Here is a 14,705-nt window from a genome sequence, read left to right as displayed (position 1 = left end):
TACAGCCAACCGCGATGCACTCACCCGTTCATGGTTATACCCCTTAAAAATTTGCAGTCAGACCGATTTTCAAAGTTCGCCCTGGCGCAGGCATTGCCGAACGTGTCAGGGGATCCAGGTAATAAAGATTGGAAAGGTTCGTACCCACCAACTCGACACTCACGTCCTTGGTAAACTTGTAATTGACATAGGCGTCATAGGTTACGATGTCATCCCAAGACAACGGGGTATTCAGGTAATAGGTAACCATTGGGTTGCCACTGTAATTACTGTGGAACTTGCTATCATGCCCTTTGTAATAAACAACACGCCCACCCACTTCCAGACGACGATCAAAGAAGCGCGCCCCCAACCCCAGATTGGCGGACCATTCGGGCATCGCCATGCCCACCAGATAGCCACCGATAAAACCGTCATCAACGCAGTTGGCGATACCGCCGCTGGCATCCAGTTGCATGGCTGAGTTTTCATCGCATACTTTATTCTTGAGCACATGCGCAACACTCAAGTCGGTGAAGAAACCACCGTTGTCGTAGCGACCTTGCAGTTCGATACCTGCCGTTGTCTGCTTGTCCACATTGGTGAACACCAACTGCGGACTGCGCTCGATCACGTTATCCGTGGTGTTGTGATAGTAGGTAAGCTTTACATCTGCCTGTTCACTGCCCAGCCAGCCGCTCAGGTTATGGATATACGCAACTTCATAGTTATGAGCGTGCTCTGGCTCCAACTGCCAAGGCGTCAGCGAAGCGGAAAAACCAATGGTGCTTTCAAACATACTCGGATAACGGATTGCCTCGCTGTAACGCAAGTAGAACCGGCCGTTTTCCGAGGTAAAGAACGTAGCGGAAAGATTGGGGACCCAGCCCTGGTCCTTGCGATGCTTTGCCGACGTGTCGACGGTTTGATTAACCAGATTACCGTCGCTGTCAACGTACCCCGGTGAACCGTCGTAGAAAGTGGCAGAGCAATTGTATACCTCCCCTGCCGCCGCTGCGGCGATGCAAGGATTGTTACTACGCTGGTATCGGCCCTTGCCATCGTGCTTCCAGTCAGCGATGTGCTGAGTCTCGATTTCTCGCGGCGTCTCACGCTCTACCAGCGCTATGGACTCCTGTTTCTCGGCCTCGGTGTACCCGAACAATTCCCAGAATATCTTTTGTGATTCTATGTTGGCGTTCACAGCCTCGCGCCACTCGTCCTGCGACAATTGCTTGCGCGTGTAGTACGTCACCTCTTTGCCTGTTTGTATGCTCTGTGTCGTCACGCCTGTTTCTTGTTGCCGCTCCTTGAGAAAGTCATCGAACGACCAGTACGAGGAATAGCGCCCGCCCGCAGTAAAGCGTGCAAAGGAAACCGGCTGCCAATCAAAGTTGAAGTTGTATTCCTGCTCCTCGCGACGCCCTGCCCTTGGAAAAAGTCGCGTTGCCCCAAACGTGCTCGGGTCTAACATGCCGTCACCCGAACTCAGTTTTTCATGCTGGTAGCTGCCCCCCAGCGTCAGGTCGAGACTGTCCAGCAACTTCAGCTTGTTGCTGACGGTCAGGCCTGCCCGGTCATGCTTGGCGTTGGCCACAGCGGTATTACGAAACTCGCGGTTCTGCGCCGTGGTTTCGTTGGGCACGCCACCCGAACTGTAGGTATCGCTGACAGTCCGGGTCATCCACAGGTTCGAGTAGAAATCGACCCAACGATTGTCTTCGGGATTGAGCTTGTACTCGACGTTATAGGCCTTGCTGTCCACATGGCTCAGCGGCCACTGCGGCACGCCGTAGGTCGCGGCATCATAGGTGCTACCCGGCGTGAAGAATGAAATACGCGAAGGCAGGATTTCGCCATACAACGAGTCGGTAGCGCGGTAGCCGAACTCCAGGCTCTGCCCTTCGTCAATTTTCCAGGTGGCCTTGGCCAGCCACGATTCCATCTTGCTGGAGCTGTTGGGCACTTCATCGCCCGGTTTGTAGATACGCGCCAGGTTGGGCACATAGTCCCACTTGCCGTCCACCAGTTCGCCACTGGAGTAATAACTGCTCTTGTTCTTGCCCGCGTAATGGTTGCCCTTTTCCCGATAGGCATATGCACCCATCAGGTCGAAATGCTCCTGACGCGTCCCCAGCGCCAACCGGTAAGCCTTGTCGTCGCTCGACAAAAGGTCGTTGCTGCTACTGGTGCGCGGGTGCTTGTACAGCGACGGGTCGTAGTAGGAGTTGATCGGGATGTACTGGTAATCCGCGCCGGGCATCTGCCCGGTCAACAAGGTCGGCAGCTTCGGCGAAACCGAATTGTTGCTGCCCTCGATCTTGAACTCGCCGCCGAATTCCTCGCCTTCCTTGAGGATGTCATCGACGCTCAGCGTATTGGCCACCACCGCACCACCCACGCCGCTGTAGACATTGCGCTCCAGGTTCGGCCCCTTGATGACCTTGATCGAACCGATCAGGTTGGGGTCGATGTAGTTGCGGTTGTTGGCGCCCATGTAGCCGCGATAAACGGTCAGTGCCTGTTCGGTGCCGTCGATGGTCAGCGGCACCCGGCCAGGGCCCTGAATGCCGCGTACGTTCGGGTCCAGTGCACCGCTGTTGCGGGCGTCGCCGCTGTAGACGTTGAGCATGCCCTTGAACACGTCGGCAGGGGCGGCGCCCTTGTAGCGCTCGATCTGCTCCTTGCCGGCGTAAACGGTGGAAATGTCCTGGTCGTAGATGTCGCTGTAGCCCTTCTCGTCCCGCGAACGGCCATCACGCTGGCCGTATACGTACGTTGGGTGCAGGTCATCGCTGCCGGCACTGGTAGCCGATTGCAGGTGGATCACCGGGCGGTCGGGCCCGCCGCTCAGGCTGAAGCTGACCGGCAGGCCGCTCAGCAATTGTTGCAGCGCACCTTCCAGGGAGTAACGGCCTTGCACCGGGTTGGCGTACAGGCCGTTGAAGGCATCGCCGGTCAGGTACAGCTCGGCGCCCGCCTGGCGCGCCAGCTGCAACATGGCACCTTCAAGCGCCCCGCCCTTCACATCGAACTGATGGTACTGGCCAGGCTGGCTGCGCGCGGCGGCAGCCGAGTCGGTGGCGGCCATGGCAGGCAGTGCCGCCGTGGCACCGCAGCAGGCCAACAGTGCCAGCTGAATTCCCAGGCTCAGCTTGCCACGTTGAGGGGCGAAACGCCCTGAAGCTCCCTTTGACATCGTTTCCAAGCACCCTAGCTAAAGACAAATAAGAGTTATTTGCATTCAGTAACGTGCGAAGCTGGAAAACACAGTAGAGCGATATGATCTATTAAATATATTTTTTAGATCAGTAAATCAGCAGCACACCTGGAAGCTCCAGTACCCGGGCGTGCGCCTGGCTGGCCAGTTGCCTGAGGGCGTCATCGACGTGGTCGATCCGTGCCACGGCACTCACCGGCAAGCGCCGCAGCGCTTCGCCGCGCACCACCGTCAGGCCCGCGCGATAACGGCCCAACTGCTCGGCCGCCTGAGCCAGGGTTTTCTGGCGCAGTACTAGCCTGCCCTCCTGCCAGCTGGCCAACTCCTCAGGGGATTGCTCGAGTGGCTTCAACCCGGCATGCGGGCCGAAGTACAGGCTGTCGCCTTCCTGCAATACGGCAGAAGCCGATACATCGTTCAGCCCATGGGATATCAGGTTGATCTCGACACTGTGCTGCAGCACGCCCACCCAGCCGGAGCGTTCGTCCTGATCGACCGCGACCAGGTAGCGGGTCCCGCGCGCAGTCACGGTTGCGCCTGGCGTGCTGACCGTGAATGGCCGTGGCTCCGCCTCACCTACCGGTGACGGGCTGAACACCGCCTCGCCGCGTTTCAGGTGCACAGTCCGTCGTTGCCCGTCATAGGCGATGCTGAGAATGCTGCGGCTGCCGAGCTCGACCTGGCTGCCGTCATTCAGCGTGACATGGCGTACCTCGCCATAGCCGGTCTGGTAGTCGGCGCCAAGGCCTTGCACCCAGAACGGCGGCGCCAGCCACAGCCAACAGGCCATGGCCAACCCGCTGAGCGCACCACCACTGGCCCACGGCCGTTGCCATGCAGCCTGTAGCCAACCCAACGGCCCAGCAGCACGGGCCGGCCGTGGCGGCCGCACATACCCTTGGCGCAGCGCCGCACTGGCCTGCCAGGCGCGGTCGAGGCGCTGGGCGACGGCAGCGTGCCGGGGGTCGGCTTCGAGCCAACGCCGATAGGCCGCTTGCTCGGCGGGGCCGAGGCGACCTTGACGGTGTTTCATGACCCAATCGGCGGCTTTGCGCTCGATCGGGTCAACAGGTTCTGAGGGGTTCACGGTACGGTGTTGCTGCCTGTTGGTGTTTTTCTGGTAGCCCGGCCAGGTCAGCGCTTGCGCCTGGTCTACTGGTCAGGTTCAAGCCCTCGGCCGATCCTGGCCAGCGCACTGGCCAGGTGTTTTTGTACAGAGCTGGTGGAAATCCGTAAATACTGGGCGGCCTCTTTGTGCGTCATGCCCTCCACCCGACACAGCAGGAACACGTCGCGGGTGCGCTCGGGCAGCAGCTCCAGGGTTGCGTGCAGGCGCTCAAGCTCCAGAGCCCCCAAGGCCTGGTCTTCTGGCGAACTGGCTTCATCGATCAGGCCATCAAAGATACTGGCCGGTTCGGCCTCGTAGCGCTTGCTGCCATAACGCCGATGATGGTCGATCATCAGGTTGTGGGCAACGCGGAACAGATAGGCCGGGGTGGCGAGCAGCCGCTCTACCCCGTCCATCTGCGCCAGCCGCAGGAAGGTTTCCTGGACGATGTCCGACGCCAGGGTTGGCGTGCAGTTCTTGCGCAGCAGGTAGCGGTGCAAGGCGGAGGCGTGTTCGTTGAAGAGTTGTTCCAGCACGTCAGCACTTTCCTATGCTCAGGCAAACTGGGGAACCCGATTATAATGAGAATATTTCTCGTTAATCTAGGCAATTTGCCACTGTTCCTGGCGCTGTTACAAAAAGGCTGATCCGTAATTACACCCATAAAAAAACCCGCGCTGTCGCCAGCGCGGGTTTTTAATTACAGCAGAACGATCAACGCTCCAGCAGAATCCGCAGCATGCGGCGCAGCGGTTCTGCCGCGCCCCACAGCAGCTGGTCACCCACGGTGAACGCGCCCAGGTACTGCGAACCCATGTTCAGCTTGCGCAGGCGGCCAACCGGGATGTTCAGGGTGCCGGTGACCTTGGTCGGGGTCAGTTCCTGCATGCTGATTTCACGCTGGTTCGGCACCAGCTTCACCCAAGGGTTGTGCTGGCTGATCATGCCTTCGATATCGGCCAGCGGCACGTCCTTGTTCAGCTTGATGGTCAGCGCCTGGCTGTGGCAGCGCATGGCGCCGATGCGCACGCAGATGCCGTCGACCGGGATCGGGCTCTTGAAGCGACCGAGGATCTTGTTGGTTTCGGCCTGGGCCTTCCACTCTTCGCGGCTCTGGCCGTTCGGCAGTTCCTTGTCGATCCACGGGATCAGGCTGCCCGCCAGTGGCACACCGAAGTTCTCGGTCGGGAATGCATCACCGCGCATGGTCTCGGCAACCTTGCGGTCGATATCGAGGATGGCGCTGGCCGGGTTGGCCAGGTCATCAGCCACGGCGGCGTGGGTGGCGCCCATCTGCTTGATCAGCTCGCGCATGTTCTGCGCGCCGGCACCGGAGGCTGCCTGGTAGGTCATGGCGCTCATCCATTCCACCAAACCGGCCTCGAACAGGCCGCCCAGGCCCATCAGCATCAGGCTGACGGTGCAGTTGCCGCCGATGTAGTTCTTGGTGCCCGCGTCCAGCTGCTGGTCGATGACCTTGCGGTTGACCGGGTCGAGGATGATGACCGCGTCATCCTGCATGCGCAGGGACGAAGCGGCGTCGATCCAGTAACCCTGCCAGCCGGCTTCACGCAGCTTGGGGAAGACCTCGTTGGTGTAGTCGCCGCCCTGGCAGGTCAGGATCACGTCGAGGGTCTTGAGTTCTTCAATCGAATAAGCGTCCTTGAGCGGCGCTGTATCCTTGCCCACGTTCGGGCCCTGGCCGCCAACATTGGAGGTAGTGAAGAACACCGGCTCGATAAGGTCGAAGTCCTGCTCCTCCAGCATCCGCTGCATGAGCACGGAACCGACCATACCGCGCCAACCGATCAGACCTACACGTTTCATCGCAACTACACCTTTGCTAAAAGTGGGCCGCCACCGGGAATTTGGGGTGGCGGGCCAGAGAGATTACAGATTCCGCAGCGCTGCGACTACTGCGTCGCCCATTTCCTGCGTACCAACTTTGCGGCAGCCTTGCGAATAGATGTCGCCGGTGCGCAGGCCCTGGTCCAGCACCAGGCTCACGGCCTTCTCGATCGCTTCGGCGGCAGCCGACTGATTGAAGCTGTAACGCAGCATCATCGACACCGACAGGATGGTCGCCAGCGGGTTGGCAATGCCCTGGCCTGCGATGTCCGGTGCCGAGCCGTGGCACGGCTCGTACATGCCCTTGTTGTCGGCATCCAGCGACGCCGAAGGCAGCATGCCGATGGAACCGGTGAGCATGGAAGCTTCATCCGACAGAATGTCACCAAACATGTTGTCGGTCACCATTACGTCGAACTGCTTGGGTGCACGCACCAGTTGCATGGCGGCGTTGTCGACGTACATGTGGCTCAGTTCCACATCCGGGTAGTCCTTGGCCACGTCTTCGACCACTTCACGCCACAGCTGGCTGGAAGCCAGTACGTTGGCTTTGTCTACCGAGCACAGCTTCTTGCCACGCACGCGGGCCATGTCGAAGCCGACACGGGCAATGCGGCGCACTTCGCTTTCGCTGTACGGCAGGGTGTCGTAGGCCTGGCGTTCGCCACCTTCCAGCTCGCGCTGGCCACGCGGGGCACCGAAGTAGATGCCGCCGGTCAGCTCACGGACGATGAGGATGTCCAGGCCCGAGACGATTTCCGGCTTCAGCGACGAGGCATCGGCCAGTTGCGGGTAGAGGATGGCCGGGCGCAGGTTGGCGAACAGGCCCAGCTGCGAACGGATTTTCAGCAAGCCACGCTCCGGGCGGATGTCACGCTCGATCTTGTCCCACTTCGGCCCGCCCACGGCGCCCAGCAGCACGGCATCAGCCTTGCGCGCACGCTCCAGGGTTTCGTCGGCCAGCGGCACGCCGTGTTTGTCGATGGCGGCGCCACCGATCACGTCGTGCTCCAGGCTGAAGCCGAGCTGGAACTTGTCGTTGGCCAGCTCCAGCACCTTGACCGCTTCGGCCATGATTTCCGGGCCGATACCGTCACCTGGGAGAATCAGAATCTGCTTGCTCATGCTTTCCTCTATCCATTCACGCGGTGCGGCCAAACGGGCCCCACCGAAAAGTGCTTAACGCTCGGCCCACAGCACCAGCACATCGGTGCTGAACGAGCCATCGGCCTCGATCTGGTAATACTGCCGTACTTCTTCGCCCATGGCTTGCTGCAATTGGCGGATGGTCACGCGCATTGGCTCGGGGGTGCGCATGCGCTCCACCCAGCTGCCGAACTCCAGGCGCAAGGGCTGGCGGGTGTGACTGCGCACATGCAGGCCAGCCTCGCTGACCTGACGCTGCCATTCGGCGGCGGAGTAGTCACGGACATGGCTGGTGTCGCGCAGCACTTCGACGGTTTGCAGGTAGGTATCGAGCAGCGGGCTGCCCGGTGACATCACATCAATGAACGCTGCCACGCCACCCGGCTTTAGTACCCGGCGCACCTCGCGCAGGGCCAGGCCCAGGTCGCTCCAGTGGTGGGCCGAGTAGCGGCTGAAGACGAATTCGAACGAGGCATCGGCGAACGGCAGGCGTTCGGCGGCACCGCGCTCGGTGGTGATATTGGCCAGGCCGCGCTCGGCGGCGGCACTGGCGACCACGTCGAGCATGGATTGCGACAGGTCGTAGGCGACCACTTCGGCAACCAGCGGGGCGACGTGGAAACTGACATGACCGGCACCGCAGCCCAGGTCCAGCACGCGGGCATTGCCCTGCCCTGCCAGCTCGGCCTGCAACAGGGCAAATTCACTGCCCTGGGCATGCACGGCGCTGCTGAGGTAGGCGCTGGCCTGTTCGCCGAACTGGCGTTGGACCACATCGGTGTGCTGGGTGCTGGTCATGTCTCAATCCTTATGTTTTTTGCTGCCTGTACCGGCCTCTTCGCGGCTAAAGCCGCTCCTACAAAGAGCGCGTATCCAGGTAGGAGCGGCTTTAGCCGCGAAGAGGCCGGCATTGGCAGTGCAAATGCCGGCTATATCACTCAGGCATCCCGGAACAGCCAAGGCTGCCCGGCGCGGTGCTTGCCTTCGAAGGCCTTGATCGCATCGCTGTCCTGCAGGGTCAGGCCGATGTCGTCCAGGCCGTTGAGCAGGCAGTGCTTGCGGAACGCATCGATCTCGAACTGCAGCACCTTGCCGTCCGGGCGGGTCACCGCCTGCGCTTGCAGGTCGATGGTCAGCTGGTAGCCCGGGTTGGCTTCGACCTGCTTGAACAACTCGTCCACTTCTTCATCGCTGAGGATGATCGGCAGCAAGCCGTTCTTAAAGCTGTTGTTGAAGAAGATGTCGGCAAAGCTCGGCGCGATGATGCTGCGGAAACCGTACTCGTCCAGCGCCCAAGGTGCGTGCTCACGGCTGGAGCCGCAACCGAAGTTCTCCCGCGCCAGCAGCACGCTGGCACCCTGGTAGCGTTCGTGGTTGAGCACGAACTCCTGGTTCACCGGGCGCTTGCTGTTGTCCTGGTAGGGCTGGCCCACGTCCAGGTAACGCCATTCGTCGAACAGGTTAGGGCCAAAGCCGGTGCGCTTGATCGACTTCAAAAACTGCTTGGGGATGATCTGGTCGGTGTCGACGTTGGCACGGTCCAACGGCGCGACGAGGCCAGTGTGCTGGGTAAAGGCTTTCATGCTGCGCTCCCTTGGATCAACTCGCGGACATCGATGAAGTGGCCGGCTACCGCAGCGGCGGCGGCCATGGCCGGGCTGACCAGGTGGGTACGGCCACCGGCGCCCTGACGGCCTTCGAAGTTGCGGTTGGAGGTGGACGCGCAATGCTCGCCGCTCTCCAGGCGGTCCGGGTTCATCGCCAGGCACATCGAGCAGCCTGGTTCACGCCATTCGAAACCGGCTTCGAGGAAGATCTTGTCCAGGCCTTCACGCTCGGCCTGCGCCTTGACCAGGCCCGAGCCCGGCACGACGATGGCTTGCTTGACGGTCGCGGCCACCTTGCGGCCCTTGGCGATCTCCGCCGCGGCACGCAGGTCTTCGATACGCGAGTTGGTGCACGAACCGATGAACACGCGGTCCAGCTGGATGTCGGTGATCGCCTGGTTGGCGGTCAGGCCCATGTACTTCAAGGCGCGCTCGATCGAACCACGCTTGACCAGGTCGGCTTCGGCAGCCGGGTCCGGTACACGCTGGTCTACGGCCAACACCATCTCGGGCGAGGTGCCCCAGCTGACTTGCGGCTTGATCTGGCTGGCATCCAGCTCGACCACGGTGTCGAATACGGCGTCGTCATCCGACACCAGGTCTTTCCACGATTCGACTGCCTGCTTCCATTGCTCGCCCTTCGGCGCGTACGGGCGGCCTTCGACATAGGCAACGGTGGTGGCGTCGGTCGCCACCAGGCCCACACGGGCACCGGCTTCGATGGACATGTTGCAGATGGTCATGCGGCCTTCCATCGACAACTCGCGAATGGCGCTACCCGCGAATTCCATGGCGTGGCCGTTGCCACCGGCGGTGCCGATCTTGCCGATCACGGCCAGCACGATGTCCTTGGCGGTTACGCCGGCCGGCAATTGGCCTTCCACGCGCACCAGCATGTTCTTCATCTTCTTGGCGACCAGGCACTGGGTGGCGAGCACGTGCTCGACTTCAGAGGTGCCGATGCCATGGGCCAGGGCACCGAAGGCGCCGTGGGTGGAGGTGTGCGAGTCGCCGCAGACCACAGTCATGCCGGGCAAGGTGGCACCCTGCTCCGGGCTGATGACGTGAACGATGCCCTGGCGCTCGTCGTTCATCTTGAATTCGACGATGCCGTATTCGTCACAGTTTTCGTCGAGGGTCTGCACCTGCAGGCGCGACACCTGGTCGACGATGGCCTCGATACCGCCCTTGCGCTCTGGCGTGGTCGGCACGTTGTGGTCGGGCGTGGCGATGTTGGCGTCGATGCGCCACGGTTTGCGGTTGGCCAGGCGCAGGCCTTCGAAGGCCTGGGGCGACGTCACTTCGTGAATGATGTGGCGGTCGATGTAGATCAAGGACGAGCCGTCATCACGGCGCTTGACCTCATGGGCTTCCCAGAGTTTGTCGTAGAGCGTTTTGCCAGCCATCAGACTGTTCCTCATCAGCGTCTTTCTATGCCAAAGACCCCTTGGCTTGTACGGACGATGCTATGGGGTTAGATTGAATAACTCAAATTCATAATTTTTATCCTTTGGATAACCAAGAGGAATGCAACCCTTGGACCTGGCCAACCTCAGCGCCTTCATCGCCATTGCCGAAACCGGCAGCTTCTCCGGGGCGGCTGAACGCCTGTTCCTGACCCAGCCCGCCATCAGCAAGCGCATCGCCGGGCTGGAGCAGCAGCTGGATGTGCGCCTGTTCGACCGCCTGGGCCGCGAGGTCACCCTGACCGAGGCCGGACGCGCCCTGCTGCCCCGGGCCTACCAGATCCTCAACGTCCTTGATGATACCCGACGTGCGCTGACCAATTTGTCGGGGGAAGTGAGCGGTCGCCTCACCCTGGCCACCAGCCACCACATCGGCCTGCACCGCCTGCCCCCGCTATTACGGGCGTTCACCCGCCAGTACCCGGCCGTGGCGCTGGATATTCAGTTTCTCGATTCAGAACAGGCCTACGACGAGATTCTGCATGGCCGCGCCGAAATCGCCGTGATCACCCTGGCGCCCGAGCCGCATCACCTGGTCAAGGCAGTGCCCGTGTGGGACGACGCCCTGGATTTTGTCGCCGCCCCCGAGCACCCGCTGGCCAACAATGCGGTCGGCCTGGCCGATGTGGCCCGTCACCCGGCGGTTTTCCCCGGCGGCAACACCTTTACCCACCACATCGTCCAGCGCCTGTTCGAAAGCCAGGGCCTCACGCCGAACATCGCCATGAGCACCAACTACCTGGAAACCATCAAGATGATGGTGTCGATCGGCCTGGCCTGGAGCGTGCTGCCGCGCACCATGCTCGACGAACAGGTTGCACCCATCGCTTTGCCCGGCATACAGCTGTCGCGCCAGCTAGGCTACATTTTGCACACGGAGCGTACGCTATCGAACGCGGCCAGGGCATTCATGGCCCTGCTCGACAGCCACGCGGGGCCCGCCTGACCGGCCGTCAGCCAGGTATTTCCGAATCCAAGGACGCGTCATACGCCAAAGGTCTGGTACCGATGCCCAAATCAGCAAACCGCTTTTTGCGCCTGCCGCGTATTCCTGCGGCCGACCCCCAGGAGTCCGAACAGGCCTGGCAGAACGCCCCACAACTGCTGGCCGCGCTGAACGGCGCCCGGTTGGGGGCATGGCTGTGGGATATTGAAAGCGGCCGTGTCAGCTGGTCACGGGGCACCCAGGCCCTGTTCGGCTTCGACCCGCAGCGCCCGCTGCCTGCCGATGTCGACTACCTCGACCTGCTGCCCGAAGAAGACCGCGCCCGCACGCGCCAGGTGTTCCAGGCGGTGTTCAACGGCGAGCCGGTGGAACAGGCCATGCGTCATCGCATCCGCTGGCCGGACGGCAGCCTGCACTGGCTGGAGATCAACGGCAGCCTGACCCACGACCCGCATGGCCGGCCGCAGATGATCGGGGTAATCCGCGAAATCACCCGCCAGCGCGAGCGGGAAACCGCGCTGATCAATTCGGAAAAGCGCTTCGCCACACTGTTCCACCTCAGCCCCAACGCCATTTTGCTCACCCGCCGCCACGACGGCATGATTTTCGAGGTCAACCAGCACTTCGAAGACATGTTCGGCTGGCCTGGCAGCCAGGTGATCGGCAAGACCAGCCTGGAGCTGGGCCTGTGGGTCAACCCCGAACAACGCCACCAGGTGATGGAGTCAACCCGCGCCAACGGCGGCCCATTGATCATGGAGGTGCAGTTCCGCGCCACCAGCGGCAAGGTGCATGACGGCATCCTCTGTACCCAGGGCATCGAACTGGAAGGCGTGACCTTTCTGATCAGCACCTTCGTCGACACCACCGAGCGCAAGCGCGCCGAGCAGGCCCTGAAGGACAGCCAGGAGCGCCTGGACCTGGCCCTGGATTCGGCGCAGCTGGGCACCTGGGACTGGCATATCCCCAGCGGCATGCTCTACGGCTCTGCCCGGGCCGCGCAGTTGCACGGCCTACCGCCCATCCCCTTTCATGAGTCGTTCGATGCCTTTTTCGAGGGGGTGCCGGAGCAGGAGCGCAACTCGATGCGCCAGGCCTACCGCAGCCTGCGCGAAGGGCCCGCCGGCAACTACCAGATCACCTACCGGGTGCAACTGGAAAACGGCATTTCGCGCTATATCGAAAGCCGCGCACGCCTGTACCGCGACGAACAAGGCAACCCGCTGCGCATGGCCGGCACCCTGCTCGACATCACCGACCAGGTGGAGCGCGAGCAGCGCCTGAGCGCCTCGGAAGAGAAGTTCGCCAGCCTGTTCCAGGTCAGCCCCGACCCGATCTGCGTCACTCGCCAGGACACCGGCCAGTTCATCGAGATCAACCCCGCGTTCACCCAGACCTTCGGCTGGGGCAGCGAGCAGGTGCTTGGCCGCACCGCAGAGGAAATCGGCCTGTGGGCCGAGTCCATCGAGCGTGCGCAACGCATCGAGCGGGTGATCCGCGAACAGGCCCTGAGCAACGTCGCCGTGGTGGTCAACCACCGCAATGGCGCCCCCCTGACGTGCGTGATTTCCAGCCGCCTGATCACCGTCGATGACCAGCCGTGCAGCGTGACCACCCTGCGCGACATTACCCAGCAGCAACGCGCCGAAGCCGCACTGAAGTCCAGCGAGGAGAAGTTCGCCAAGGCCTTCCACTCCAGCCCCGACGCCATCACCATCACCGAACGCCATAGCGGACGCTACCTGGAAATCAACGATGGCTTCTGCCGCCTGACGGGTTACAGCGCAGCCGAAGTAGTCGGCCACACGGTGTACGAGATCGGTATCTGGGCGGACGACAAGCAGCGCAGCGCGCTGCTGGCCGAGTTACGCGAGCGCGGCCGCGTGCATCACCGGGAAATGCTCGGGCGCAACAAGCGCGGCGATATCCTTACCGTGGAAGTCTCGGTCGAGCCGATCACCCTCAACGAGGTGGACTGCCTGCTGCTGACCGCCCGTGACGTCAGCCAGCTGAAGAATGCCCAGGCGCAGATTCGCCACCTGGCCTACCACGACCCGCTGACCAACCTGCCCAACCGCGCCCTGCTGATGGACCGCCTGAGCCAGCAGATCGCCCTGCTCAAGCGCCACAACTTGCGCGGCGCCCTGCTGTTCCTCGACCTCGACCACTTCAAGCACATCAACGACTCGCTGGGCCATCCGGTGGGCGACACGGTGCTGAAGATCATCACCGCCCGCCTGGAGGCCAGCGTGCGCCTGGAAGACACCGTGGCGCGGCTGGGGGGCGACGAGTTCGTGGTACTGCTCAGCGGCCTGGAAGGCAGCCGCGAACTGGTAGAGGAAAAAGTGCGCGAACTGGCCGACACCCTGCGCGAACTGCTGGCCGAACCGATGTCGCTGGATGGCCAGCGGCTGCAGGTAACGCCCAGTATCGGCGTGGCGCTGATCCCTGACCACGGCGCTACCCCGGCCGATTTGCTCAAGCGTGCCGACATTGCCCTGTACCGGGCCAAGGACTCCGGGCGTAACACCACCCAGCTGTTCCACACCACCATGCAGAAGGCCGCCAGCGAGCGCTTGCGCATGGAAAACGACCTGCGCCTGGCCTTGGCCCGTGGCGAACTGGCCCTGCACTTCCAGCCCCAGGTGGATGCCCGCGACAACCGCATCGTCGGGGCTGAAGTGCTGCTGCGCTGGCACCACCCGCAACTGGGTCAGCAACCACCCGGGCAGTTTATCCAGGTGCTGGAGGAAAGCGGCCTGATTCTGGAAGTTGGCAGCTGGATCCTCGATGAAGCGTGCGATGCTTGCGCACGCATGCTGACCGACGGGCTGATCGACGCGGATGATTTCAGCCTGTGCGTGAACATCAGCCCGCGGCAGTTCCGTCAGAACGACTTTGTCGGGCGCGTGCTGCGCAGCCTGGACGACTATCGCCTGCCTCGGCACATGCTCAAGCTGGAAATCACCGAAGGCATCGTGATCCAGAACCTGGAAGACACCATCAGCAAAATGCGCGAACTCAAGCGCTTCGGGGTGAGCTTTGCCATGGATGACTTTGGCACCGGTTATTCCTCACTCACCTACCTCAAGCGCCTGCCGGTGGATGCGCTGAAGATCGACCAGACCTTCGTGCGCGACGCGCCGGTCGACCCCAACGACGCGGAAATCGTGCGCGCCATCGTTGCCATGGCCCGCAGCCTGGACCTGGCCGTGATTGCCGAGGGGGTAGAACTGACCGAACAGCTGGAATTCCTCGAACGGCTGGGCTGCCACTTGTACCAGGGTTACCTGCACAGCCGGCCATTGCCGTTGCCGGAGTTTCGGCAGATGTTGCTGGAGGCGCCGGCGGGTTACTGATCCGGCCTGCAAACGCAAGAAGGGCA

General features: G+C 62.1%; 10 protein-coding genes. 2 read left to right on the top strand and 8 right to left on the bottom strand.

The features are described 5' to 3' along the window. Positions 1-43: 43 nt before the first annotated feature. The 8 genes from N436_RS01565 to leuC all read right to left on the bottom strand — a co-directional run bounded on the left by N436_RS01565 (position 44) and on the right by leuC (position 10,314). Positions 44-3,178 (bottom strand): TonB-dependent receptor domain-containing protein, encoded by a 3,135-nt coding sequence (locus tag N436_RS01565; RefSeq protein ID WP_105945332.1) that lies wholly within the window; start codon positions 3,176-3,178, stop codon positions 44-46. 109 nt (positions 3,179-3,287) lie between these two features. Next, positions 3,288-4,286 (bottom strand): FecR domain-containing protein, encoded by a 999-nt coding sequence (locus tag N436_RS01560; RefSeq protein WP_256589576.1) that lies wholly within the window; start codon positions 4,284-4,286, stop codon positions 3,288-3,290. 65 nt (positions 4,287-4,351) lie between these two features. Beyond that, positions 4,352-4,843, bottom strand: a complete 492-nt coding sequence (locus N436_RS01555) for an RNA polymerase sigma factor (protein ID WP_105945333.1) — start codon at positions 4,841-4,843, stop codon at positions 4,352-4,354. Positions 4,844-5,021: 178 nt separating this feature from the next. Further along, positions 5,022-6,134, bottom strand: coding sequence for an aspartate-semialdehyde dehydrogenase (gene asd, locus N436_RS01550; protein ID WP_016715168.1), 1,113 nt, complete (start codon positions 6,132-6,134; stop codon positions 5,022-5,024). Positions 6,135-6,197: 63 nt separating this feature from the next. Then, on the bottom strand, positions 6,198-7,280 hold the full coding sequence (gene leuB / locus N436_RS01545) for a 3-isopropylmalate dehydrogenase (protein ID WP_104835290.1): 1,083 nt from the start codon (positions 7,278-7,280) through the stop codon (positions 6,198-6,200). Between the two features lie 54 nt (positions 7,281-7,334). Further along, complete coding sequence (locus N436_RS01540; RefSeq protein WP_105945334.1) at positions 7,335-8,099, bottom strand: class I SAM-dependent methyltransferase; 765 nt, start codon at positions 8,097-8,099, stop codon at positions 7,335-7,337. Between the two features lie 140 nt (positions 8,100-8,239). Beyond that, positions 8,240-8,884: a 3-isopropylmalate dehydratase small subunit gene (gene leuD, locus N436_RS01535; RefSeq protein WP_105945335.1), complete on the bottom strand. Its 645-nt coding sequence runs from the start codon at positions 8,882-8,884 to the stop codon at positions 8,240-8,242. Further along, positions 8,881-10,314: a 3-isopropylmalate dehydratase large subunit gene (gene leuC, locus N436_RS01530; protein ID WP_105945336.1), complete on the bottom strand. Its 1,434-nt coding sequence runs from the start codon at positions 10,312-10,314 to the stop codon at positions 8,881-8,883. The genes leuD and leuC overlap by 4 nt, the downstream gene beginning before the upstream one ends. Before the next feature lie 130 nt (positions 10,315-10,444). Between leuC and N436_RS01525 the strand changes: the two genes are divergently transcribed. Together N436_RS01525 and N436_RS01520 are read left to right on the top strand one after the other, a co-directional pair. Beyond that, on the top strand, positions 10,445-11,320 hold the full coding sequence (locus tag N436_RS01525; protein WP_105945351.1) for a LysR family transcriptional regulator: 876 nt from the start codon (positions 10,445-10,447) through the stop codon (positions 11,318-11,320). Positions 11,321-11,382: 62 nt separating this feature from the next. Continuing rightward, entirely contained in the window at positions 11,383-14,679 is a 3,297-nt protein-coding gene (locus N436_RS01520) for a PAS domain S-box protein (protein WP_105945337.1), read from the top strand. Positions 14,680-14,705 lie beyond the last annotated feature (26 nt).

This window comes from Pseudomonas sp. RV120224-01b (assembly GCF_003208145.1).
GTDB lineage: Bacteria > Pseudomonadota > Gammaproteobacteria > Pseudomonadales > Pseudomonadaceae > Aquipseudomonas > Aquipseudomonas monteilii.
Note: the sequence above shows the minus strand (reverse complement) of the source record. Positions and strands in the feature narration are given on the sequence as shown.